Origin of the sequence: Sphaerisporangium viridialbum (genome assembly GCF_049674955.1) — a bacterium.
Lineage (GTDB): Bacteria > Actinomycetota > Actinomycetes > Streptosporangiales > Streptosporangiaceae > Sphaerisporangium > Sphaerisporangium viridialbum.
The window spans coordinates 1,613,947-1,637,114 of sequence record NZ_CP187232.1 but is presented as its reverse complement, the minus strand read 5'-3'; the positions used below and the strand labels follow the sequence as shown (position 1 = coordinate 1,637,114).

The following is a 23,168-nucleotide window of genomic DNA, read 5'->3' as shown; positions in this document are numbered from 1 at the left end:
CCGAGCGAACAGGACGCCGGCCCCCGGTTCATGCCCGATACGCCGACACCCCGCGAGAACCGATCGACGCCCGGTCAGGCCACGTGCGTCGGCCGTCCCGCGAGCAGCGTCGCGGTGATCGGGATCTCGGGCAGGTCCTGGATGGGGATGTCGCGCGGATGGCACCCGGTCACCACCAGGTCGGCCTGGTCGCCGACCCGTACCCGGCTACGTCCGCCGCTGGCCGCCGCGAGTGCCGCGTCCAGGGGAATCGCCTGCTCGGCGTGCCACGGCGGCCGGTCGTCATCGGTACGCGCCACCGCGGCCGCGATGCCGTTCCAGGGATCCAACGGCGAGACCGGCGCGTCGGAGCCGATCTCCAGCCTGGCGTCCGCCGCCAGCATCGAGGCATACGCGTACGCCCGTCCGGTCCGTCCCGGCCAGTACTGCTCGGCCACGTCCCTGTCGTCGGGGGCGTGCGCCGGCTGTACCCCCACCGTCACGCCAAGCTCGGCGAAGCGCCGCAGGTCACCGGGGTCGACGAGTTGCGCGTGCTCGATGCGCCCGCCGTGGCCGACCTCCGCGAACGCGTCCAGCGCGATGGTGGTGGCCAGGTCGCCGATGGCGTGCACGGCCGGGGATATGCCGTGCCGCGCCGCCCGTCGCATCACCGCGACCAGCTCCTCCGGCGGCAGCACCAGCTGCCCGCTGGACCCCAGCCCGGGGTACGGATCGTGGCAGTACGCGGTCCGCGTGTTGAGCGACCCGTCCACGAACAGCTTGCAGGGGCCCGTCGTCAGAAGCCCTCCCGACCCCGGGACCACGTCACCCGTCCGGTGGCCCCGCTCGATGGCGTCATCGAGCACGAAACGGGCGACGGCGCAGGCCACCCGCACACTCGGCGAGCGCGCCGCCAGCCGGCGTGACCAGTCCGCGACGGTGTCGGCGTACTCGAAGTCGATGACTCCGGTCACGCCCCTGGCCGCGGCGGCGTCGGCCGCCTCCAGCACCCACCGGTCCTGGACCTCGGCGGGAGCGGCGGGCAGCGCGGCGGTGATCTCCATGCACTCCGTCTCGGTGAACACACCGCTCGGGTGGTCACGTCCGATCAGCGCCAGGGCCGCCGGGCTGAGCCAGCAGGCGTGCAGGTCGTTGCTGAACAGGACGACGGGACGGGCGGGCAGGGCCCGTTCGAGCAGGTCCTTGTGCGGACGGTCGGGCCAGAGCCCGTCGCTGAAGTGGGCGCCGAAGACCAGCTCATCGCGAGCGACGGGGGCGGGCAGCCCGTCCAGCGAGGCCACCAGCCGATCCACGGCCTCGGCGGCGGAGCCGGCACCCGCCAGCGAGACCCTGCGCCGGGTGGCGGCCCACTGCAGCATGTGCACATGCGCGTCCACCAGCCCCGGCAGCAGCGTGCCGCCGCCGCCATGGACGACCTCGGCCCCGTCGGCCCGCTCCCCGGCCGGGGTGATCGCGACGACCCGCCCTCCGGCCATCCGCACGTCGCACGCGGCCCCGTCCGGCTCGACGACGACGTCACGCAGCAGCGTGTGCGGGCCGTAATCCGCTTCTTCCACCCGAACCCCCTCAGCACCAGCGCCCAGCCTACGGACCATCCCCCGCCCCTCTTGAACCGGTTGCACGGGTATGTCCCTACGCCATCTTCGCGGGAGCCTTCGCGGATGAACGAGCCGGCCGTCGCCATGGTCGCCGCTGCCGCCGACGCGTGAACCCGCCTGCGCGCCGGACTCTCCCTGCGCCGGACTCTCCCTGCGCCGGGCTCTCCCTGCGCCGGGCCGGAAGCCAGGCCGGCCCGGCAGGAGGTGAGCGGCGACCGCACCGAGCGTGCTCAGCCACCACAGCGCCACTCACGTCTCGGCTCGCCGATCAGCCGTAACCGTCCGCCACCGCGGCTAGATCACCTGGGTCCGCCCTGGTGGTGGTGGCCGTAGGGACCCTGACCGTACGGACCGTGATGTCCCCACGGACCCTGATGCCCGTATGGACCGTGGTTGCCGTATGGACCGTGGTTGCCGTATGGACCGTGGTTGCCGTAGGGGCCGTGCGAGCCATACGGGCCGTGCTGGCAATGGTGCCAGTGGTGGTGGTAGTAGCCCTTGTAGTAGCAAGGATGCTCGTTTTGGAACGGGGCCCCGGATATGAAGGCGGGTTCGGGCTCGTGGGTTATCGCGCTTGCGCTGGCAGGCAGGGCCGACATCGTCATTGAAACGACGAGGCCCGAAACCGCCAATGCGCCGGCGGCTAGAGCATGCTTCAGCATGAAATATCACTCCATGTCTGATTGTCGAGCCCGGCGTGCTGCCGGGCTAACGGGGCGCCGACCCGGTTTCCTGGGAATATGTCGAATCGACGTCACCCCCAAAGACGCTAGTTGAGGAGAATATGGACGGTCACCCCAGAGAGGTCAAAGCCTCGGTCCGGGATCATTAAGTCATCCTGCGAAACCGCACCGCGCGTTCACACCCGGCGCGAAGTCCTTACACAACCACGACGCCATAACCCCACTTTGGCATCCACATACATCTCAGACCGCCATAAACCATCACAAATTCTTCCCGGCATCGGTTGACAACACACACCAAGGTCGTACATCTCCGCCATTCACCCCAACCCTCATCAGGCAACTAACAGCGAGGTCCGCGGCAAACCAGCGAACCACCACTGATGAAAACGACGGCGTGACCGGCGACTAATGCGTCCTGCGGCGCATCTATCCCCGCCGCATGACGAACCGGAACGGGGCCCGCCGGGATGCGATGGGGGTGAGAGACTCCGGCGGCGGTGAAGCCAACGAATACGAGCAGCGTAGCCACGACGGCGCGATGACGAGTGCGCCGTGAATGGCGATGATAGTCCTGAAGATGATTGTCATTCCCGAAGATCGGACAACCCGGCCCCGGACCGAAACTCGATGAGCACCGGTACTTCAGTAACCAGAACCGGGCCACTCTGCCGGCAAAGCCGACGCAGCGGATAACCAGTCATGCGCAGCGACTTTGTCAAAATATCATCGAGAAGGGATCTGAGAAGCCGTCCGCTTAGCCGATTTCCAGAGAAGGGGGCCAAAGACGCGGCGAAGTGTGCCATCAGCGCACCCAGTCGCCTCGCCGACATCGAGCGGGCCCTGAAAACGTTCGGATAGGGCCCCATCACCGCACCAGCGATCAGGCCAGATGATCGTGTCCCATGACCGTCTCGCGGAACCCGTTACCAGGCACCCCACGACGCAGCAGGACGACAGCACCAAACGGCCACCGACGTCGCAGGATGACATAACTGAAACGATCATTGAGCACGTAAGAAAGCCAGGTCAGACTGTGTCTGGCCTGGCTTTCGGTAAGCGCCCCCCGCAGGATTCGAACCTACGCACCCGGCTCCGGAGACCCTCCCCGGGCCGGCCACCTACCGCTTCCTCAATGCGGCAAGCCTCCTGGCCCGGGTACGGCGCGCAGACGATCGAAGTGCGGCGGGCCACACGTGTCGGAGGCCCGACACGTGTGGCGACGGGTCAGGGGCTGGTGCAGGTGGCGGTGGGGGTGGCCGCGGTGCCGTTGGCCGTGAAGCCGAAGGTGGTGGACGAGCTCGCCGCGATGGAGCCGTTGTAGTCGGCGTTGCGCACCGTCACGGTCGAACCGGAAACGGTCTGCGTGCCGTTCCACAGGTTGCTGATGGTCTGCCCGCTGGGCCAGGTCCACTTCACGGTCCATCCGTTGACCGGCGAACTGCCGGCGCGGACCGTCACCGTCGACTGGAACCCACCCTGCCAGCTGTTCACCGTCTCGATCGTCGCCGAACACGCCCCCGGGACCGGAGACGGAGTAGGAGTAGGAGTCGGGGTCGGCGTGGGAGTGGGCGTCGGGGTGGGCGTCGGGGTCGGGGTGGGCGAGGGGTTGGGACCGGCGGCGTTGAGGGCGTTGAGGACCGAGGTGTACGCGGCCTTCTTGTTGCCGTTGCCGTCGAACAGCAGCGGGGTGTCGCCCGAGCGCCAGGAGTCGCTGTCCCGCACGCCCCACACCGTGATGCCGACGCACCGCGACACGGCCAGGCAGTCGTTGACCACATTGGCGTAGGTCGTGGCCGAGGCGCCCTGGATGTCCAGTTCGGTGATGGCCACGTCGACGCCGAGGGCGGCGAAACTGGAGATCGTGGTGCGGAAGTTGCTGTTGTAGGCGCTGCCGCTGTTGAAGTGGCCCTGCAAGCCGACGCAGTCGATCGGCACGCCGCGGGACTTGAAGTCCTTGACCATGTTGTAGACGCCCTGCGTCTTGGCCCAGGTCCAGTTGTCGATGTTGTAGTCGTTGTAGCAGAGCTTCACCGAGGGGTCGGCCGCGCGGGCGGTGCGGAAGGCCACCTCGATCCAGTCGTTGCCCGTGGCCTGCAGGTTGGACTGGCGCCGGCCGCCGTTGCTGTCGTCGAAGGCCTCGTTGACCACGTCCCAGTAGGCGAGCTTGCCCTTGTAGTGGGCCATCACGCCGTTGATGTGGTTGATCATCGCCTGGCGCAGCGCGCTGCCGGACAGGGACTGCATCCAGCCCGGCTGCTGGGAGTGCCAGGCCAGGGTGTGCCCGCGGACCTGCTTGCCGTTCTGGACGGCCCAGTTGTAGACCCGGTCACCGTTGGTGAAGTTGAACTGGCCCTGCTGGGGCTCGGTGGCGTCCATCTTCATCTCGTTCTCGGGCGTCACCATGTTGAACTCGCGGTTGGCGATCGTGGTGTACGCCGAGTCACCGAGCTTGCCCGCGGAGATCGCGGTGCCGAAGTACCGGCCGCTCTGCGCGGCAGCCGCGCCCAACGTGCTCGCCGCGGCACCGGCGGGAACCGACATCGCCAGCGCCGTGATCGTGCCGAGTACGCCGAGGGCACCAGCGAGCAGCATCCGGCGGGGGCCGCTGCGTGGTCGCCGGGATCGATCGAGGGGGGTGGCGTTTGTGCTCATGCCTGAGCCTCCACAACTGAGTCACGGAATAGCGGGAAAACGCGCCGACACCCCTGCGGGATCTACGCCCCGACCCCAAAACCAGGACGCACACCACGAGGAGGTCGCAGACGGAGCTCCCCTGCCGCCACACCACCGACCTGGCATGGAGAGACCGCCTCGGGGACTCAGTGTGGAAACCTCCCCGAAATGTGTCAAGACCGTCACGAAAGTTTCGAGAATTCCGCCTCGCGCACACGTCCTCGCATGCACTTCAGCATCCATTCCGACCAGCAGAGACGTTGCGGCAGTCGCGTTATCCCGGGCCGAAACATCTCGATGAAAATTTCACCCCAACACCCTCACCAATCAGGTCCAGCACAGATGTCGTTGCAGCAGGTGTGGGCCGGTGTGGACATCGGCGTCGTGAACAATCCAGGCGCATCGGGAGCGAACCAGGTGATCCGTCCGGCCGTCTCAACAGAGAACAGCGGAGGCGAAGCCTCCGCGTGATCCCCAGCTGCCGGCGGAACGGATCGTCATGCGCGTCGCCATCTTCATCACCGCGGCCACCGTCGTCGTGGGGGCCTGTTCTCCCGCCCCGGCGGGGTCCATCAACGCTCGGCACGCGCCCGCGAGCGGCACATCGCTGCTCGGCGCGGTCCAGCATGCCACGCCCGGCTGGCGGATCGTCAAGGTCAGCGACATTCCCGGGTACGACGTGCTCAACGACGTGACGGTCCTGCGTGGAGGAACGGTATGGGCTGTCGGGCACCGAGACGTGGGCGGCGTGAACCACGGCCTGGTCGAGCGGTTCGACGGCAGATCGTGGATGTCGATCGCGAACAGCCCGCCCTTCGGCCTGAAGGTGATCAACGCCACCTCGGACTCGGACGTGTGGGTGTTCGGCAGCAGTCTGGCCGTGCACTGGAATGGCCGTTCCTGGACGAACCACTCCCTGGGCGGCTCCCTAGGCGGCGGCTTCACCGCCACCGACGCGGCCGGCGTACGTGCGACGGACGTGTGGGCCGTCTCACCGTCGTTGCACACGGCCAGGCACTGGAACGGCACCACGTGGACGTCCGTACCCGTGCCGGGCAACCTCAAGGCCATCGACGCGCATGCCGCCGGAGAGGTTTGGGCGGCGGGGCACAAGGGGCAGCAGCCCCTCGTCATCCGCTGGAACGGCACGGCCTGGGCGGAGGTCCCCCTCCCCGCACTGAAGCTCCCGTCGGCTGATGCCCAGGCCACCCTGGACGACATCGCGGTGCTCGGGCCGAAGGACGTGTGGGCGGTCGGCAGTCTCAGCTGGAATAGACACGGGGACAAGGAGACGTTCTCCCGGAGCCTGACCGCGCACTGGGAGGGCACCGCATGGACGATGGCAGTGGGCACGGTCGACGGCCAGCAGCTCAGCCAGGTGGAGGCGGACGGCACCAGCGGGGTCTGGATCGTCGAGTCCAAATGGAACCCCACCCTCTGGCACGTGACCGGCGAGACCTGGACGAAGGTGCCGCTACCTCGCAGGGCCAGGACGGACACCGTGCTGTCCTCCCTCGCGCGCCAGCCCAGGACATCGACAGTGTGGGCGGTGGGGTCCACGGTCCCGCCGCAGGGCGACCCGGACGGCCTCTCGGCGAACGGCACGTTCTGGCGCATCTCGTGAGACCGCACATGACGGCTTGAGCGGGCGTTTTGTGAGGGGCCGGCCGTACGCTGACCCCTGCGCCCGTCTCGGCAGGTGGGGCAGCCTGTTTGGGCGGTGCGCGTATGGTGCGTGATCACTGACAGTCGCTTGCTCTCAGTGGCATACGCTGGCACACCCCAGAAACGCAAAAGACCTGCGTTACCGCAGGTCAGAGCGCGTTTCCCAAGATAGATCGCTGGTGCCCCCTGCAGGATTCGAACCTGCGCACCCGGCTCCGGAGGCCGGTGCTCTATCCCCTGAGCTAAGGGGGCTCAACGAGTGGTAAGGCTACCAGCATCTGAGGGCCTTCGGTTACTTGGAAGCCAGCTCGCGATCAAGGATCCGTTGGGGCGCGAGTGGCGGCTGCGGCGATGGGCCTCGAAACGAGCGTGGCAGCACCCCCTCAGCGTGGATCCAGCAACCCCCACACCGAACGCCCCGTGTTCTGTCCCCGTCCTGCGTGTGCGCCTGGAGGTAGGGGGCGTTCTGGAGGGGTGAGTTGGCCTTTGGGCTTCGGGTGCCGTGCCGGGGTAGGTCACCCGGAGCCCGCCGGCCGTCCACTCTGCGCAGATGGGCACCGCGCTCATGACGGCACGCCCTGGCTGCACCGTGCTCATGACGGCACGCCCTGGCTGGGCTAGGAGGGTGAGTCAGTTGCTTGGGCGGATGGCGCCTCGGTAGCGGGCTCGGTAGTAGGGCGAGTGTGCGAAGTCGACCTTCCGCACTACGTCGCCGGACTTGGGGGCGTGGATCATCACGCCGTTCTTGAGGTAGATGCCTACGTGGGTGGGATCGCCGCTGCCGCCGCCGAAGAAGACGAGATCTCCCGGCCTGAGCTGCGAGAAGGGGATCTTGGTGCCCTTGGTGAACTGGGTGCCGGTGTAGTGAGGAAGCGAGACGCCTGCCCGGGCCCAGGCATAGAGGGCCAGCCCGGAACAGTCGAAGCCACCACCCGTCGCCCCGGCCCCGGATCCGCCACCCCAGACATACGGCGTACCGAGCTGGCGAAGCGCGGCGGACGCGGCGACAGTTCCAGACGCCGCCCGGCCCGATCGGGAGGTGGAGCGAGCGGTCGAGCTCTCTAACGGCTTGGACTTCCCCGCGACTGTGTGCGCGCTGGATCTGCCGGGAGCACCGATGGGGAGCACGCCTCGGCGGTGCTTCTTCCCGTCGTCCTGCCCAAGGTGCTCGGCGCCGTGGTCTTGGGTGGGGAACTCCTGCTCGTCCCTAGGGGTGATGTCGTGGCGGCGTTGTCGGCTGGAGGTCTCGGGACGTCGTTGGCGCGATGTCTCAGGACGTTGGGAGACGGAGGTCTCGGGGCGTTGTGGGGCGGAGGGGCGTTGCTCGCGGGCCTCGATGGGGGCGGGTTGGTGGATTCGGAGGAGGGGCTCGTCGTCGTCCTCATCACGTCCGTTTGTTTCGCTGGGGCGGGAGTCATAGACGGGCCACGTCCACATGCGTGCGCCTGGCGAGCCGTGTGGATCTACCTGGTGCCGGGGTGTCCAGGGAATCGACTCCGAAGATCGTGCGGGGGTGGAGATCGGTGGCTCGGAAGGTGGGAGTGGGTGAAGAGGCCCGCCCTCGGAGGGCCGAACGGGATGGCCTTGCGGGTGAAGGAGGCCGCCCTCGGAGGGGAGTAGGGGATGTGGTCGTAGGTGGAGAAGGCCGCCCTCAGAGGGGAGAAGGGGATGGCCTTGTGGGTGAAGGAGGCCGCCTTCGGAGGGGAGAAGGGGATGGCCTTGTGGGTGAAGGAGGCCGCCTTCGGAGGGGAGAAGGGGATGTGGTTGAGGGTCAAGAACGTCGGCCTGGGAGGACAGAACAGGGTGGGCTTGCGAGGGGTCGGCTGAGGGGGCGGGGGTTCGGGTGTCGCCTTCGCAGATGGTGACCACTGGGCTGCCGGCGAGAGATCGGAGCCATGCCGAGGCGACCTCTGACCACTGCGCCGGAACGCCCTCTGGCCACCGCGCCGGAACGGCGTCTCGCCAGGGGGTGGGCAGCTTCGCGGGGACGGTGTCGAGCCACCTTCTGAGAGCCGCGTCGGACCAGCGCGGCAGGACGGTGTCGAACCAGGCCGCTGAAGCGGCTTGGAACCACTGAGACGAGGGAGCGGGGAGCCAGCGGACCGGGGGAAGACTTCGCGGCCCCACGAGGGGTTCGAGGCCGGGAAGCCAGCGGACCTGCGCGCATCGGCCGGTGGGCAGGCGCGGAACGCCCTCGCCGGCCCCTCCGGAAAGGGCCGCCCCGGTGACAAGGACGGTGGTGATGAGCATCGTGATCACGGATGCCTCCTTGGGCTCGATGAGGAATCGAGGCCCCAGGATCAATTGGCCGGGATCAGGCGCGCCGACCCGAATCGGGCTCTGTGCATAACCCGAGGTCGTGGGTAAGTAGCTCCCTTCGCCGCACCTGCTCTGACCTGCGGTGAAGGAGACGTGTGACCGGCGCGCCTGAGCGGTTTGTGGATAACCCAGGTACGCGGCGAGTTTCGGACGCGATGGGGACCGGTCCCAACGAGCCATCCTCGCGGTCAGGAAAGGGGGACCGTGTTACCGCGAGCTTGGGGAACTTCGGGAAAAAGGCTCGCGAGACTCACCGGTAGGGGTTAGCCTCGCGGCCGTGGACGAGCTTCTGGGACGCGTGCTGGTTGTGGACGACGACGAGGTGATCCGGCAGCTCATCGCCGTGAATCTCAGCCTGGAGGGCTTCCAGGTCGAGACGGCGACCGACGGGCAGGACTGCCTGGAGCGGGTGGCGTCGGTGCGACCTGATGTCATCACGCTGGACGTGATGATGCCGCGCCTGGACGGTTGGATGACGGCGACGAAGCTCCGCGCGGACGAGAGCACCAGGCACATCAAGATCATGATGATCACCGCCCGGGCCCAGGAGGACGACAAGAAGAGGGGGCTCGGCATAGGCGTCGACGCCTACCTCACCAAGCCGTTCGACCCGGCCGAGCTGATCCAGGCGGTACGAGACCTCGCCCTGGCCGCCCGCACCACCAGCGCCTGACAGGCCGGCGCCTCAGAGCGCCTGAGATCACGACGGTGGCGTCATCGGCTCCTCCCGGCGTCGCAGGGCCCGCACCGCGATCGCCTGACCGCGCCTGTCTCCCGACAGGCCCGCACCTGCGGGCGCTCAGAGCACCCACGAACGCGGCCGTGGCGTGATCGCGCCGGGTGGATCGACACCCAGACGACCGGCCTCGGTTCGCGACCATGCGAAACACGGCCACCAGGGGTCAGGAGGAGAGTCCTTCCTGGTGGGCGTAGGCGGCGGCCTGGGTGCGGGAGGAGACGCCGAGCTTGGCGAGGATGTTGGAGACGTGGACGCTCACGGTCTTCTGGGCGATGAAGAGCCGCTCCGCGATCTCGCGGTTGGAAAGGCCGGTGGCGACCAGCGCGAGCACCTCCTGCTCGCGGCCGGTCAGCGTGGTGAGGGCGCTGGGGGCCGAGGGGGACGCGGAGGAGACGGCTGACGGGCCGGAAGCGGGGAACCGGGCTCGGCGGCCCAGCTCGGCCAGCGCGCGGCTGAGAGGCTCGGCGCCCAGGGCCTCGGCGGTGGCCACGGCCTGATCCCACTCCTTCAGTGCCTCCTCGCGGTCGCCCGCCGCCAGCAACGCCTCGGTGAGGCGCCATCGCGAGCGCGCCACCTCGTACACGAACCCGAAGTCGAAGGCGTCGACGACGGCTCTCCACATCGCGGGGCCGGCGGTGCCCTGGATGCGGTGCCACTCGACCTCACATCTGGCCAGCCACGCCTGTCCCTCGACGCCGACCTCGCCCCGGGTGCCCGACCCCGGCCCCGTCGTGGCCGCCGCACGGGCCTTGCGCAGCAGGTCGTCGGCCTGAGGCCGCCGGCTCTCGCCCAGCTCGGCGAGCGCCCAGAGCCCGGTGGCGCAGATGCGGATCATCGCGGGATCGAACGGCTCCAGAACCTCGACGACCGCTTCGACGTGCGCGATGGCGGTTCGCGGGTCACCGTTCCACAGCGCGTGCTCGGCGGCGAGCCCGCGCGCGATGTAGCTCACGAACCCGTCGTGCAGGAAGGGCTTCAGCCACGCCGTGCGCTCCTCGACGATGGCGTCGCCGCGCGCCACCTCGACGAACAGCGCGTAACCCGACAGCCGCGCCTCTGGCAGCCTGCCCACCCGCACCGCGAACATGGCGGCCAGCGCGCCCGCCTGCTCCCACTCTCCGGCCACGTAGTGGATGAGCAGCCGCAGGAATCTGAGGTCGGTGCCGTACGTGCTCCAGGACAGGCCGCTTTCGCGCGCCAGCTTCACCCCGCGGTCGGCGCTGACGGCCGCCGCGGCCAGGCTGCCGCGCTCGTACAGCACCCGGGCCTGGTGGAAGATGGCCCGGAGGTCGATGGACAGGTCACCGGAGCTGATGCCGCCGGCGAGGGCGAGAAGCTCCTCGGCTCGCGCGCCGTCGCCGTCGACGTCGGCGATCGTGGCGAGGGAGATCAGCGCACTGGACTCGGCGTCGCGAACGCCCGCCGCGCGGGCCGCGTCGAGCGCCCGGCCGGCCAGCTCCTTCGCCTCGTCGTGCCGGGAAGTCCACAGGAGGGCTCGCGCGTAGGTGGCGAGCGCCCGGGCGAGGATGCAGCCCGCGTCGGCGCCCGAGTGCGAGGCGGCGGGGTCGTTGGCGAGCTGGACCGCGGTCTTCGCCGCGTCTATGGAGGAGGCGGTGTCCTCGTCGGCGTCAATGAGGTAGTACGCCAGGCGCTCCCACAGCTCCGCGGTGGCCTCCTCGGTGGCCAGGAGCTCGCGCATCTGGATGACGGCGCGGTGCGTGTCGCCGCTCTCGGCGGCCGCGGCGGCGGACAGCACGGCCAGGCGCACCCGGTCGATGCCGGCGGCCCGCTCGGCGTCGGGGACCCGATGCCACAGCGCCAGGGCCTGGTCGTAGTGGCTGTGGGCCTCAACAGGCGCGCCCAGGCGCTCGGCCCGTCGCCCGGCCTCCACTGACGCGGCCAGGGCCCCGGGCAGGTCGTGGCTGGCGAGGTAGTGGTAGGCGAGCTCGGCCGGTGAGTCGTCGAGCAGGCGGGTGAACTCGGCGTGCAGCCGCGTGCGCTCGCCGGGGAGCAGATCGGTGTAGACGGCTTCCTGGAGAAGGGCGTGCCGGAACGCGTAGCCGTAGTCTCCGTCGGGCAGCAGCAGGCCACGCGAGACGATCTCGCGCATGGCCTCCTCAAGCTGCGCGTCATCGAGGCCGGAAACCTTGCGGAGCAGGTCGTGGTCGACGCGCCGGCCCGCGACCGCCGCCGCGCGCAGCACCCGCTGGGCGGGGTCGGAGAGCCTCTCGACGCGTGCGAGGAGCAGGTTGGCCAGCCCGTACGGAAGGCCCTCGGCGGCGAGGAGCTCCTCGGCGTAGAACGGATTGCCCTCGGCGCGCTCGATGATGTCGCTGATCACCTTGGCGTCCGCCCCGCCCAGGGCCACGAGGTAGTCGGACATCTCGTCGGTGCCGAGCGGGCCGAGCCGCACTGCGGTCACCGAGGGAAGCCGCTGCAGCTCGGCCAGGAGCGGCCGGAGCGGGTGACGGCGGTGGAGGTCGTCGGTGCGGTAGGTGCCGGCGAGGCACACCCGCTCGTGCTGGAGCATGCGGCTGAGGAAGACCAGCAGGTCACGGGTGGCTCTGTCGGCCCAGTGGAGATCTTCGAGCACGAACAGGACCGGCCTGGTCTCGGACAGCTCGGCGAGGAAGCCGAGCGTCGAGCCGAAGAGCTGCTGCTGGGTGAGGCCGGAACCGGCCTCCGGCCCGGAGTCGAACGACGAGCCGGGCACGAGCCTGCGGAGCATGGGACGGGCCTCGATCGCCGCGACGAGGTCGGGATCGGGATCGTCGCCCGCCATGCGCAGGGCGTCGGCGAGGGGGAGGTAGGGCAGGGCGTCACCGAGCTCGGCGCACTGGCCGATCAGCACGGCGAACCCCTGGGCGCGGGCCCGGCTCACCAGCTCGGTCACGAGGCGGGTCTTGCCGATGCCGGCGTCGCCGCCGACGACCGCGACCCCCGCCTGCCCCGCGACCGCGGCGTCGAGCACGCCGATCAGGCGGCGGAGCTCGCCCGACCGCCCGATAAGCGCACTCTGTGCCTCCCGCCACGCCATGTCCGGGAGTATTTCACGCCTGGCCGACAGATCCCCCGGCCAGCATGAACGCACGAAGGCCATGAAACCGACATGACCGGGATTGGACATGAAAAGCGGCCGCGAATGGCCCTCTGTTTCGGGGCGAAAGCCTCCTATGGTCGAGGCCATGATCTCCCCCTCCACCTTGCTGATCTTCTCGCTGGCCGCGATCGCGCTGGTCGTCGTTCCCGGCCCCAACAACCTGTACATCACCGCCAGGGGCATCTCGCAGGGCAGGGCGGCCGCGGTCGCGTCTGCCGTCGGGGTGGAGACGGGGACGCTGGTCCACATCGCCGCCGCGGCGGCGGGGCTCTCGTACCTGATCGCCAGATCGGCGGCGGCGTTCGCCGTCGTGAAGTGGGCGGGCGCCGCCTACCTCGTCTACCTCGGCATCCGTACGCTCACCAGCGGGCGGGAGGCGACCGCCAGGGCCGCGACCGGCCAGCCGCTCCACCGGATCTTCCTCGAAGGCGTGGTGGTCAACGTGCTGAACCCGAAGGTCATCCTCTTCTTCCTCGCCTTCCTCCCCCAGTTCGTGGACCCTGCGGCCGGGTCTCCCGCGTTGCAGATCGTGGTGCTGGGCGTGACCCTGCTGCTGCTCGGCCTGGCCAGCGACATGGTCTACGCCGTCGGCGCGGGCTCCCTGAGCAGGCTGCTGCGCGGAAGGCAGAAGCCGCTGAGGTACTTCAGCGGCTGCGTCTACCTCGGGCTCGGCGTCGCCACCGCGCTGGCGGGGGGCCGTGCCCGCTGATCGGCCAGGCAGGCCAGGTCCTCGACGAGGCGGGCCAGGCGCCCCGGGTCGGCCAGCACGGTCAGGTGGCCCCGGCGCGGGATGTGGATCAGCCGCCCGTCGCGGCAGGCGCGCAGGAAGTCGCGCTCGTGACAGCGGAAGGGGTCGCGGGATCCGTTGACCAGCCACACACGGCCCGGGTACGCGGCCAGGTCGGACAGTGGATCCCGGGCCGCCACGGCCGCCACCGCCGAGGGCATGACCTCGCAGGCGAACCCGCCCGCGACGACCGCCTCGCCGGGTGCCCCTGGCAGGGCGCGGCGGAAGCCGTACGCGCTGACGCGGCCGGCGAGCGCGGGATCGCGGGCCGCCAGGGAGGCCGCGAGACGGTAGACGCCTGCGCTCACCCGGTCGGGTCTCGCCGTGCATCCCATGGCCACCAGGCCCGCGACCTGGGAGGGGAACCGCGCGGCGGTCGCGATGCCCACGTATCCGCCGAGCGACAGGCCCACCAGCAGTGCCCGGCCCCCCATCCTGCCGACGGCGGACGCCACCGCGTCGGCCGCCGACTCCATCGTGAACGGCTCGCCGCGGCGGGAGCCGTGTCCCGGCAGGTCGGGAGCCTCCGCCGGCCTGTCCAGCCGGGAGATCACCGGTCCCCACATGGCGCCGGCGACCCGGATGCCGTGGACGAACACGACGGGCAGCACCGTCATGGCACTCTCCTTCCCAAATCGCAACGCAACGGTGCGTTGCATATACCTCCATTAAAGGCAACGCAACGGTGCGTTGCAATAGGCTGCCCGCATGGCAGACGGTCCGCGCAGGAAGCAGGAGATCTTCAAGGCGACGCTGGAGTCGCTGGCGGAGAAGGGGTACGAAAGGCTCACGGTCGAGGGCGTGGCCGAGCGCTCCGGGGTGAACAAGACGACGATCTACCGGTGGTGGCCGTCCAAGGCCGCGCTTCTGGGAGACGCGCTGGTGGAGGCCCGGGCGCTGGACTTCGAGGTTCCCGACACAGGAAGCCTGCGAGGTGACCTGAAAGCCCTGCTCAGGGGCATGGCCGCCCTGCTGACCACACCTCCGGCCTCGGACGTCGCGGTGGCGGCCCTCGGCGCGGCTGTACACAACCCCGACCTGGCCGCCGGGACCCGGCGCTTCTTCGCCGACCGGTTCGCCCGGGAGCGGCCCATCTTCGACCGGGCCGTACGCAGGGGCGAGCTACGCTCCGGAAACGACGCCATGATGGTCGTCGACCTGCTCGCCGGAGCCGTGTGGCTCCGCGCCGTCTTCCGGCAACTGCCACTCGACAACGACTTCACCGACCGGGCCGTGGACCTGGTCCTCGACGGGGCCGGCGCCTCGACCGCACGCTGAGCCCAGCCAGGTGGTCGCGAGCCGAGCCGGGCGCACGACCGCACGCGGGGCCAAGGCCTACGTCCGCACGCCGTGCTAGGTGCACGACCGCACGTAAGGTCAAGCCATACGACCGCATACCGAGCCGGGTACGCGACCGCACGTAAGGCCAGGGCGTACGACCGCACGCCGGGCCGGGCGGGGTCAGCTTCCCCAGGTGCCGGTCGTCTCGCCCGAGGTGACGGCCGCGTCCTCGATCCGCTTGTGCACGGCGCGGGCGTCGCCGCCAGACTTGATCGGGCCACGCAGCGCGTACACGATGAAGTGGTAGTGGTGCGCTCCACCGGGCGGGCACGGCCCCGCGTACGCGGGGCTGCCGTCGCTGCCCGGCGCCACCTTGCCCGGCGTGGCGCCCTCGCCGGAGCCACTCTCGGAGACCGGGATGCCGGTCACGATCCAGTGGATGTACGACCCGCCGGGCGCGTCGGTGTCGTCCACCACGATCGCCAGCTCGCGTGCCGACTCGGGGACTCCGGTCCAGGCCAGCGGGGGCGAGATGTCCTGACCTCCCTGCCTCGCGCAGGCGTACTTCTTCGGGATCGCGGCGCCCTCGGCGAAGGCCGGGCTGCTCACCTTGAGGCCGGCCGACGGCGAAGCGCCCTGGGACGGGTCCGACGCACCTCCCGCCGAGGGCGAGGCGCCTCCGGCGGACGGTGAGGCCCCTTCGGCGGAGCACCCCGTGAGGACGGCCAGCAGGAGCCCCACGCAGGCCATACCGAGCCGGCGGCGGACCACCCCGGGCCCCCCGCGGACCACACCCGGCCCGCCGCGGACCACATCGAACCGGCCGCGGACCACCCGGAACCGGTCGCGGACCACACCCGGCCCGCCGCGGGCCACACCGAGGTTGGCGATCTTCATCTGTCCAGGTTAACGCTGGCAAGGCCCGCGCCCCGGTCAGGACGCGGGCCGCACGCGAATCAGTTGCCGAAAGTGAACCAGTTGAGGTTGACGTAGTCGGCCGGCTGGCCGCTGGAGAAGGTGATGTAGACCGTGTGGGTGCCGGTGACCCCCGCGATGTTGGCCGGCACGGTGCGCCAGCTCTGCCACCCGCCCGTGTTGCCGACGGCGAAGTCACCGATGGGCGCGGCGGTCGGGCTGTCCAGCCGCACCTGGACCAGGCCGCTGACGCCGCCGGCGGCCCCGGACGCGACCCGCCCCACGAACTGTGTGGCGGCGGACGTGCCGAACCTCACCCCGTCGTAACGGAGCCAGTCGCCGTTGCCGATCTGCGAGACGTTCTGGCCGCCTCCGCTGTCGGTCGTGGTCTCCAGCGCGGTGCCCGACTGGGCCTGGTAGCTCTCCGCCTGGATGGTCGACCGCGCGTCGAAGCCGCCGCCGGGGGGAGGCGTCGGCGTGGGCGAGGTCGGCGGGGTGGTCGGGCCGGACCCGCTCTGCCACACGGCGACGTAGTCGACGACCATGGGACGTCCCGACACGGTGGCCGCCGTCGGTGTGGAACCGCCGAGCGCGTTGGGGAAGGCGCCGCCCATGGCCACGTTGAGCAGCAGGAAGTAGCCCGCGTGGCTGGTCATGTTGGCCCACGTGCCGGCGTCCATCTGGTTCTCCGCGACGCTGTGGAACTGCTGTCCGTCCACGTACCAGCGCAGCTGGTTGGGGCTGACGCCACGGTCCCACTCGAAGCGGTAGGTGTGCATGGCCGACTGGCAGCTCGCGCCGGGGCAGGGCCGGTTGGCGCCGATGCCGGTCGTCTCGTTGCAGGGCCCGCCGGGGTTCACGCCGCAGTGCAGGACGCCCCACACCGCGTTGATCCCGTTGACGTTCTCCATGATGTCGAACTCGCCGGTGCCGGGCCAGTTCCAGTAGTTGCCCCGGTACGGCGCGCCCAGCGCCCAGAAGGCCGGCCAGTAGCCGAGCGCCTCGTTGCCGGTGACGTTGGGCATCTGGATGCGGGCCTCGACGCGCAGCACGCGCCCGGCCTGCGGCTTGAAGTCGGCTCTGCGGGTCTCGATGCGCGCGGAGGTCCACTCGCCCGAGCCGCTCTTGATCGGGGTGATGCGCAGGTTGCCCGCGCCGTCGAGGCTGAGGTTGGCGGGGTTTGAGGTGTAGTTCTGGATCTCGCCTGTCCCCCAGTTGCCCGGACCGCCCGGGTAGGCGTGGCCGGTGTCGATGATCCAGTCGGCCGACGACGGGAGCGAGCCCGCCGAGCCGTTGAAGTCGTCGCTCCACACCAGGCTCCAGCCGCCCGGGGTGGGAGGTACGGCCGCGCCCGCGGCGGTCAGCGCGATGACAGGGAGGAGGGCCGCGCCGATGGCGGCCAGCAGGAGGCGGATCCGGGGACGGCCTCTCGGCACTGGATCGGGGGACATGATTTTCCTCATCTCTCTCGTGGGGGCAGATCACACACTTTCCGCGAGGACGGTCGCCGGCCCGGAGACTCCGGGCCGGCGCCGCCGCTGTCAGCTGAACGGGATGGTGACCACGGAGCGGTTGCCGACCCCGAGCGAGGTCGGGTTGGTCCCGATCGCGCTCCAGATCTCGACCTTCACGCGGCCGTTGACGAGGTTGCCGAGCGCGCCTGAGGAGGACGCGAGGCCCGCCGCCTGGGTGGAGTGCTCCCAGCCCGCGACGGGATCGGTGGCGAAGTACTTGTAGGTCTCCACACGGTCGTAGGTGCCGTCGCCCGTGAGGTCGTACGAGACGCGGGTCTGGACGCCGTTGCCCACCGAGGTTCCCGCGTCGAGGAACAGGTCGAACGCGGTGGCTGCCCCGGTGTAGGACATGGTCAGGCCGGTCGAGGTGTAGACGAGCGGGTTGTAGGGGGTGCCGTCGTGGGTGGTGCCCCCGGCCGAGGAGACGGTGTCCGATCCCGCCGCGCCGCCGGCCACGGACAGCGCGCCCCCGCTCAGCAGGTAGCGGGTCGGTGAACCCGGAGTCGGCGTCACCGTGGGAGTCGGCGTCGGGGTGGGTGTCGGGGTGGGCGTCACCGTGGGAGTGGGTGTCGGGGTCGGCGTGGGTGGCGTGGAGCCGCCCGCGCTGGTGGCGGTCGACGCGGCCGGCACCGCGAGCTTCTTGCCGTCGGAGAAGGTGACGGTGCGGGCGGCGGTGCCGTAGTTGTGCGCCACGTAGGTGCGCGTGCCGTTCAGGCTGAAGACCGCCGCCGTCGGGGTGTCGGCGGTCACCGCCGCGTCGACCGTGCCGAGCCTGGCCAGGTTGTAGATCCAGTGGTACTCGTGGGCCTTGGTCTCCCCCGCCTCCGGAGTGTAGGAGTTCCACCCCGCGTCCCAGTTGGCCTTGGCGGCGGCCGGGTCGCCGAGCGCGCGGTACTCCCAGATGATGTCGCGCCACTCCACCGCCGGACCGCCGTTGTTGGCCTCCATCTCGGCCAGGCCGGCCTTCACCTTGTTCGGGTAGAGCCCGTGGTAGAGCGAGCCGCCCGTGATGGGCAGGTAGTTGATCCCGTGGATCTCCTCGGGGTTGCCGGTCCACCAGGTGCCGTAGGCGGCGCCGTCGCCCCAGATCATGCCGACGGTGTCATGGCCGAAACCGGCGGGGTAGACGACGTTGTCCACGTCGAACCAGTACTGCCCGATGGTGGCCGCCTGCGTGGTGTAGAGGTAGATGCCGAGGTCGCGCAGGGAGTTGTCGCCGGTCGCGGCGCCCAGCAGCAGGGCTCCGGCCGCGAAGTTCATCCCCTCCGACGACGACTCCTCGTTGTTCCCCGCGGCGAAGCCCGCGTGCCCCGACGCCCAGCCGTTGCCCGCGTAGGGGTCGAAGTTGCGCAGGAACGGGAAGCGCGTGTCCGTGCGGTCCCAGTTGTTCGCGTCCTTCGCCAGCAGCTTCGCCATGCCGCCCCACTGGCCGTCGGCCGCCCACGCCCGGTCGTACCTCGCCACGGTGGCGGCGGCCATGAGGTAGTAGCCGTAGTGGAAGTGGTGGTCGTTGACCTCGGAGTCGCTGCCGTACGAGGCGGGGTAGCCGGTGAGGATGCCCCACGTGCCGTCGTACCGGAACTGCTCGCCGCCGGCGGTGAACCAGCTCTGCAGCTCGGTCTTCAGCATCCCGAGCAGCTTGTCGCGGGACGCGGTGTCGCCGAGCTGCTCGGCGATGGGCACGAGCTGCGCGAGCCGCCCGAGGGTTTTGCCCGTCCCGTAGGTGTCGCCGGTGCCCGCGAGCGGGTCGCCCGCCGCCCCCTGCTTGACGAAGTCGCCGAGCCGCGCCCGGTCGTAGGCGCCGAGGTCGGGCAGGGATGGCAGGACGCCGTGGAACGTCTGCCGGGTGCTGAACGACGCGCCCTCGCGCAGCTTCATCGTGCCGCGCGGCGACACGTAGGTGTAGGTGGTCAGCGGGTCGGTGGTGGCGAGCCACTGGTGCCGGTAGAGCGCCAGCAGCGTGCCGGTCTGGGTGCCTTCCTTCGCGGTGGTCGTCGCGGTGTAGGTGGTCGTGAGCCGGGCGGCGGCCTCGTCGTACGACCAGCTCACGTTGGTGCCGGTGACGAAGGAGTAGGCGTACTTCGCGAACAGGTCGAGCGCGCCCCGGGCGGGCAGGGCGGCGACGGAGTAGTAGTTCTTGCCGCCGAGGGCCACCGTCGCCGCCGTACCGGCGATCGTCCAGTCGGTGCCGGTGGGCGCGAACAGCGCGTAGTCGTGCCCGTTGACCGTGGCCCCGAGCACGTTGCCCCTGTCGGCCCAGATGGTGGGCGTCGCGACGAAGCTGACCTGCGCGTTCCCGCCGGAGGGGGTGGCGTACACGAACGGCAGCCCGTGCCCGATGGTGGCGCGCAGGGTGCGGGTGCCGTCGGACCAGTAGGGGGTGACGGTCCAGTCGGACCAGCCGTCCACCTGGGTGCTCGGCGCGTTGAGGCCGGTCACGCCCAGGGTGAGGTCGCGGGCGTGGGTGTAGTCGTACTGCGACGCGGAGATGGTGGGCGTGGTCGGGTAGCTGACCTCAAGGCCGCCCGCCGCGGCGTGGAAGGCCAGCGGGTGGGCGTACATGTTCTCGGAGTAGGGGTTGCCCGCGTACCGCTGGAAGGCCAGCGAGGACCACCAGTCGTTCGTCGGGACCTTCGCCGTGACGGCGGAGGTGATCTTGGGCGTCACGGGCGCGCCGGCGTTGTTGGACGGGCCGACGGCTCCGGCGGGAAGGTCGGTCGTGTAGCTGCCGGCCCCGACGGTGACGGTGGCGGCGCTTGCGGGAGTGGCGGGGACGGTGGAGAGCAGGCCTGCCAGCAGGGTGGCGGCGACCAACCCGGCGGACCGTCGTCTCGAGGAGGGGTTCCTGGGGAGATCGGTGGTCATGCGGCGTGACTTTCGTCGTGGGGGGGACCGGCCCGCCTCGACGAGGCGATGACCGGCGACAACTCCTACCGCGGGCCCGACGGCCGTTCGAGGCCCGCACAGCGCTGGGATCCAGGTGTTCGCGTCGACGTAACTTGCTTGTAACGCTCTCAGCGCCGCTGACGCTAGATGGGCTGACAAGCCGTGTCAACAGCCAGAGAATGTTTCTCGAAGATCTTGAGAGCGCTCTCCAACCGTTTTCGCCGACCGCCGCGACGGCCGGCCTCACCGTCAAGCTCACCACCAGGGACGAAAGCGGGTGTTCACGACATATGCCCCGTCCCACTGGGACTGGCCGAGATAATGGGAAAGAACCTTTATCATGGGGACACCTCCCGGCACGGATCGGCACCGGCCCCGCCCCGGACCGAGAGCGCTCTCTTTCAGATCACGTGAAATGCGTGGGATCGCCCCCGGCCGGCCGCTTCCGCCCGCGCCCGGCCTCGCCCTGCCCCCGGCAGGCGGATCATCGGAGGAACAGTGGGGACCACTCGCGCGGGCGTCCAGGAGCCGGCGCTCCCCTGCCGCCTCGCCCCGCCCCTGGATGACGCGGACCTCCGGGGGTGTCTCGTAAGGTCGCGACCGGGTGACTTCGAGTGGCACGATGGGTACCGCCGGAGGCTCGGGATCGTGCACGCCGACTGCGAGACCCGGCGCCGGCTCCCCAAGGACAGCGGGCTGGGCTACCGGGATGTCATCCGGGGGAACGGCCTCGCCCCATGATCGACCCGAGGAAGACAGGGCTCTGCGAATGAAACGACCCACCCTGGAAGCGGTCGCCGCGCGAGCGGGCGTTTCCCGGGCGACCGTCTCGCGGGTCGTCAACGGCCAGTCGACGGTGACCCCGGAGATCAGGGACACGGTGCTGCGGGCCGTGAGCGAGCTGGGGTACGTCCCCAACTCGGCCGCCCGCAGCCTCGTCACCCAGCGCACCGACTCCATCGCGCTGGTGATCTCCGAGCCGGCGACCAGGGTGTTCTCCGACGACCGGCTGTTCTCCATGGTCGTCCGCACGGTCAGCAGCGAGCTCGAGTCGTCCGACAAGCAGATCGTGCTCATGCTCGCCAGCTCGCCGCGCGGCCACGAGCGGGTGGAGCGTTACATATCCAGCGGGCACGTCGACGGGGTCCTGCTCCTGTCCATGCACGGCGCCGACCCGCTGCCCGCCGCCCTCAACCGCATGGGCGTGCCGGTCGTCTCGTACGGCAGGCCCGCGGTGGCCGTGGCGCTGCCGTACGTCGACAACGACAATGTGGGCGGCGCCGGGGCGGCCGTGCGGCACCTGCTCGCCACCGGCAGGCGCCGCATCGCGACCATCGCGGGCCCGCAGGACATGATCGGCGGCCAGGACCGCCTCACCGGCTACCGCGACGCCCTGCGCGACTCCGACCGCCGGTCGATCGTCGCCGTCGGCGACTTCACCCGCGCCTCCGGCGCCGACGCGATGCGGCAGCTGCTTGAGGACGACCCCGCGCTCGACGCGGTGTTCGCGGCGAACGACGAGATGGCGATCGGCGCGCTGCGCGCCCTGCGCCGGGCGGGGCGCCGGGTGCCCGACGACGTGGCCCTGGTGGGCTTCGACGACATCGAGGCCGCGGCGTACACCGACCCGCCGCTCACCACGGTGCGCCAGCCGATCACCGAGCAGGCGACCGCGATGGTGCGGCTGCTGCTGACCCCGGTCAAGGACCGCACGACCGATCACATCATCCTGCCCAGCGAGCTGGTCATCCGCGAGTCCGCCTGAGCGCACCGCGCCCGGGGGTCAGGCCTTGCGGCCGAGGGCCCCCGGGATGCGGTTCAGCACGCTGTACGGCACCAGCCCGTACGCGTGGAAGTCGACGGCGTCGCCGCCCGCGGCCTTGACCGCGCGCACCTTGGCGGCCAGCCGGTCCTCCGAGTCGGTGTCGGGACGGCCGGGGCGCAGCACCACCCGGAGCTCCCTGTCGTTGCCGACCGAACGGCGGTAGGCGCCCACGTCGTCTGCCACCCGCGCGGCGTCCCTGGCGTAGGCGAGGACCCCGAAGGACGGCACGAGGTCGCCGAGCGCGACCAGGTCGACGCCGAGCTGCCAGGCGTCGTGCGCGGCCAGGCCGGCCGGGGGCAGGCCGTCGGCGTACCCCTTCCTGTGGCCCGTGCCGTCGAGGAAGGTCAGCCGGGAGCCCTCGGCGGCCACCGCCGACGACACCTCGCTGACCAGCGACGTCACCGTCTCGGAACGGGCTCGCGCGTACGCCACCACCTCGGGGCCGGCGTAGGCCGTGAGGGCCGCGCGCGTGACCTCGCCCTGCGCGGGCGGGTCGCCGTCGAGCACCGCGCCGACGATGCGGGCGCACTCCTCCCGCGCCACCTCCGCCTTGACCCCGAGGTCGGCCGCGCGCCGCATGCACCACGAGCAGAAGCACAGGCCGAACAGGAACTCGTCCATCGGGCCGAGTGGGACAAAGCACCTCTCCTGCTGGTATCCCTGGGCGAACCCCCCGAAGTGCAGGGACTCGGCCACCACGCTGCTCACTCCCTGCCGTGCCACCGACCTGGCCAGGGCCACGGCGTACAGGCGGACGTCCGGGTGGGCGGGGCACAGGGCCGCGGGGAAGCCGCGCCCGCCGAAGCAGTCCTGCACGGTCACGTCCGGGTTGCGCAGGCCGAGCGTGATGTTGTGCAGGAACACCGTCCACCCGTGCAGGGCCATCCCCCGGTCGGCCGCGGCCTCGCGCAGCGCCACGAGCGGCTCCCCGGCGGCGCCGTCCTGCACGGGCGGCACCAGGCGCAGGTCGCCGAACAGGTCGGCGGGCGGCGTGAAGTGGACGCCGTCGGCGCGGACGGTCACCCGCGAGGCACCGTGCGGGGTGACGTCGCGGGCTCCGTGGCAGGCGGCGGCGACCGTCACCTCGCGCACGCCGTACCCGGCGATCCGGTCGAGGACCTGGCCGACGCCCTCGTCTCGCACGTCCTCGACATAGACGTAAACCGAACCGTCCAACGCA

16 protein-coding genes and 1 tRNA gene are annotated in these 23,168 nt (G+C 70.5%); 7 read left to right on the top strand and 10 right to left on the bottom strand.

The features are described from left to right. Window positions 1–74: 74 nt before the first annotated feature. Together ACOZ38_RS07610 and ACOZ38_RS07605 are read right to left on the bottom strand one after the other, a co-directional pair. Window positions 75–1,556: an amidohydrolase family protein gene (locus ACOZ38_RS07610; RefSeq protein WP_424529396.1), complete on the bottom strand. Its 1,482-nt coding sequence runs from the start codon at window positions 1,554–1,556 to the stop codon at window positions 75–77. Window positions 1,557–3,508: 1,952 nt separating this feature from the next. Then, the gene (locus ACOZ38_RS07605) at window positions 3,509–4,936 is read right to left on the bottom strand and encodes an endo-1,4-beta-xylanase (RefSeq protein WP_424529395.1); all 1,428 of its coding nucleotides are present in this window, start codon (window positions 4,934–4,936) and stop codon (window positions 3,509–3,511) included. 520 nt (window positions 4,937–5,456) lie between these two features. Between ACOZ38_RS07605 and ACOZ38_RS07600 the strand changes: the two genes are divergently transcribed. Further along, on the top strand, window positions 5,457–6,581 hold the full coding sequence (locus tag ACOZ38_RS07600) for a hypothetical protein (RefSeq protein WP_424529394.1): 1,125 nt from the start codon (window positions 5,457–5,459) through the stop codon (window positions 6,579–6,581). A gap of 218 nt (window positions 6,582–6,799) precedes the next feature. On the opposite strand, the gene ACOZ38_RS07595 is transcribed toward ACOZ38_RS07600, so the two are convergent. Further along, window positions 6,800–6,874, bottom strand: a tRNA-Arg gene (locus ACOZ38_RS07595). 378 nt (window positions 6,875–7,252) lie between these two features. Next, window positions 7,253–8,059, bottom strand: coding sequence for a C40 family peptidase (locus ACOZ38_RS07590; RefSeq protein WP_424529393.1), 807 nt, complete (start codon window positions 8,057–8,059; stop codon window positions 7,253–7,255). Window positions 8,060–8,257: 198 nt separating this feature from the next. Here ACOZ38_RS07590 and ACOZ38_RS07585 point away from each other — a divergent pair, with 198 nt between their 5' ends. Together ACOZ38_RS07585 and ACOZ38_RS07580 are read left to right on the top strand one after the other, a co-directional pair. Beyond that, on the top strand, window positions 8,258–8,449 hold the full coding sequence (locus ACOZ38_RS07585; protein WP_424529392.1) for a hypothetical protein: 192 nt from the start codon (window positions 8,258–8,260) through the stop codon (window positions 8,447–8,449). A 769-nt stretch (window positions 8,450–9,218) separates the two neighbouring features. After that, window positions 9,219–9,614, top strand: a complete 396-nt coding sequence (locus ACOZ38_RS07580) for a response regulator transcription factor (protein WP_405144999.1) — start codon at window positions 9,219–9,221, stop codon at window positions 9,612–9,614. A 229-nt stretch (window positions 9,615–9,843) separates the two neighbouring features. Here the strand turns inward: ACOZ38_RS07580 and ACOZ38_RS07575 are convergent, their stop codons facing one another. Continuing rightward, window positions 9,844–12,717, bottom strand: coding sequence for a helix-turn-helix transcriptional regulator (locus ACOZ38_RS07575; protein WP_424529391.1), 2,874 nt, complete (start codon window positions 12,715–12,717; stop codon window positions 9,844–9,846). 148 nt (window positions 12,718–12,865) lie between these two features. Here ACOZ38_RS07575 and ACOZ38_RS07570 point away from each other — a divergent pair, with 148 nt between their 5' ends. Further along, window positions 12,866–13,489, top strand: a complete 624-nt coding sequence (locus ACOZ38_RS07570) for a LysE family translocator (RefSeq protein ID WP_405144997.1) — start codon at window positions 12,866–12,868, stop codon at window positions 13,487–13,489. Here ACOZ38_RS07570 and ACOZ38_RS07565 read toward each other — a convergent pair. Then, entirely contained in the window at window positions 13,438–14,184 is a 747-nt protein-coding gene (locus ACOZ38_RS07565; RefSeq protein WP_424529390.1) for an alpha/beta fold hydrolase, read from the bottom strand. The two genes, ACOZ38_RS07570 and ACOZ38_RS07565, sit on opposite strands and share 52 nt — an antisense overlap. A 91-nt stretch (window positions 14,185–14,275) precedes the next feature. On the opposite strand from ACOZ38_RS07565, the gene ACOZ38_RS07560 reads away from it, so the two are divergent. Then, the gene (locus tag ACOZ38_RS07560) at window positions 14,276–14,845 is read left to right on the top strand and encodes a TetR/AcrR family transcriptional regulator (protein ID WP_424529389.1); all 570 of its coding nucleotides are present in this window, start codon (window positions 14,276–14,278) and stop codon (window positions 14,843–14,845) included. Window positions 14,846–15,028: 183 nt separating this feature from the next. On the opposite strand, the gene ACOZ38_RS07555 is transcribed toward ACOZ38_RS07560, so the two are convergent. The 3 genes from ACOZ38_RS07555 to ACOZ38_RS07545 form a co-directional block, all read right to left on the bottom strand. Continuing rightward, the gene (locus ACOZ38_RS07555; RefSeq protein ID WP_424529388.1) at window positions 15,029–15,745 is read right to left on the bottom strand and encodes a YbhB/YbcL family Raf kinase inhibitor-like protein; all 717 of its coding nucleotides are present in this window, start codon (window positions 15,743–15,745) and stop codon (window positions 15,029–15,031) included. 59 nt (window positions 15,746–15,804) lie between these two features. Beyond that, window positions 15,805–17,214, bottom strand: a complete 1,410-nt coding sequence (locus ACOZ38_RS07550; protein ID WP_424529387.1) for a glycoside hydrolase family 16 protein — start codon at window positions 17,212–17,214, stop codon at window positions 15,805–15,807. 90 nt (window positions 17,215–17,304) lie between these two features. Beyond that, window positions 17,305–20,142 carry a glycosyl hydrolase gene (locus tag ACOZ38_RS07545; RefSeq protein ID WP_424529386.1) on the bottom strand — a complete coding sequence of 946 codons (2,838 nt, stop codon included), beginning with the start codon at window positions 20,140–20,142 and terminating at the stop codon, window positions 17,305–17,307. Between the two features lie 519 nt (window positions 20,143–20,661). On the opposite strand from ACOZ38_RS07545, the gene ACOZ38_RS07540 reads away from it, so the two are divergent. Together ACOZ38_RS07540 and ACOZ38_RS07535 are read left to right on the top strand one after the other, a co-directional pair. Continuing rightward, complete coding sequence (locus tag ACOZ38_RS07540) at window positions 20,662–20,904, top strand: family 1 glycosylhydrolase (RefSeq protein ID WP_424529385.1); 243 nt, start codon at window positions 20,662–20,664, stop codon at window positions 20,902–20,904. A gap of 28 nt (window positions 20,905–20,932) precedes the next feature. Then, complete coding sequence (locus ACOZ38_RS07535) at window positions 20,933–21,928, top strand: LacI family DNA-binding transcriptional regulator (protein WP_405144990.1); 996 nt, start codon at window positions 20,933–20,935, stop codon at window positions 21,926–21,928. 18 nt (window positions 21,929–21,946) lie between these two features. Here the strand turns inward: ACOZ38_RS07535 and ACOZ38_RS07530 are convergent, their stop codons facing one another. After that, complete coding sequence (locus ACOZ38_RS07530) at window positions 21,947–23,164, bottom strand: hypothetical protein (protein WP_424529384.1); 1,218 nt, start codon at window positions 23,162–23,164, stop codon at window positions 21,947–21,949. Window positions 23,165–23,168 lie beyond the last annotated feature (4 nt).

Bases quoted from the DNA above. Each gene is read 5' to 3' on its own strand.
- ACOZ38_RS07605 (WP_424529395.1), bottom strand. From the start codon at position 4,936: ATGAGCACAAACGCCACCCCCCTCGATCGATCCCGGCGACCACGCAGC.
- ACOZ38_RS07600 (WP_424529394.1), top strand. From the start codon at position 5,457: ATGCGCGTCGCCATCTTCATCACCGCGGCCACCGTCGTCGTGGGGGCC.
- ACOZ38_RS07590 (WP_424529393.1), bottom strand. From the start codon at position 8,059: ATGTGGACGTGGCCCGTCTATGACTCCCGCCCCAGCGAAACAAACGGA.
- ACOZ38_RS07575 (WP_424529391.1), bottom strand. From the start codon at position 12,717: ATGGCGTGGCGGGAGGCACAGAGTGCGCTTATCGGGCGGTCGGGCGAG.
- ACOZ38_RS07570 (WP_405144997.1), top strand. From the start codon at position 12,866: ATGATCTCCCCCTCCACCTTGCTGATCTTCTCGCTGGCCGCGATCGCG.
- ACOZ38_RS07565 (WP_424529390.1), bottom strand. From the start codon at position 14,184: ATGACGGTGCTGCCCGTCGTGTTCGTCCACGGCATCCGGGTCGCCGGC.
- ACOZ38_RS07560 (WP_424529389.1), top strand. From the start codon at position 14,276: ATGGCAGACGGTCCGCGCAGGAAGCAGGAGATCTTCAAGGCGACGCTG.
- ACOZ38_RS07555 (WP_424529388.1), bottom strand. From the start codon at position 15,745: ATGAAGATCGCCAACCTCGGTGTGGCCCGCGGCGGGCCGGGTGTGGTC.
- ACOZ38_RS07550 (WP_424529387.1), bottom strand. From the start codon at position 17,214: ATGTCCCCCGATCCAGTGCCGAGAGGCCGTCCCCGGATCCGCCTCCTG.
- ACOZ38_RS07545 (WP_424529386.1), bottom strand. From the start codon at position 20,142: ATGACCACCGATCTCCCCAGGAACCCCTCCTCGAGACGACGGTCCGCC.
- ACOZ38_RS07535 (WP_405144990.1), top strand. From the start codon at position 20,933: ATGAAACGACCCACCCTGGAAGCGGTCGCCGCGCGAGCGGGCGTTTCC.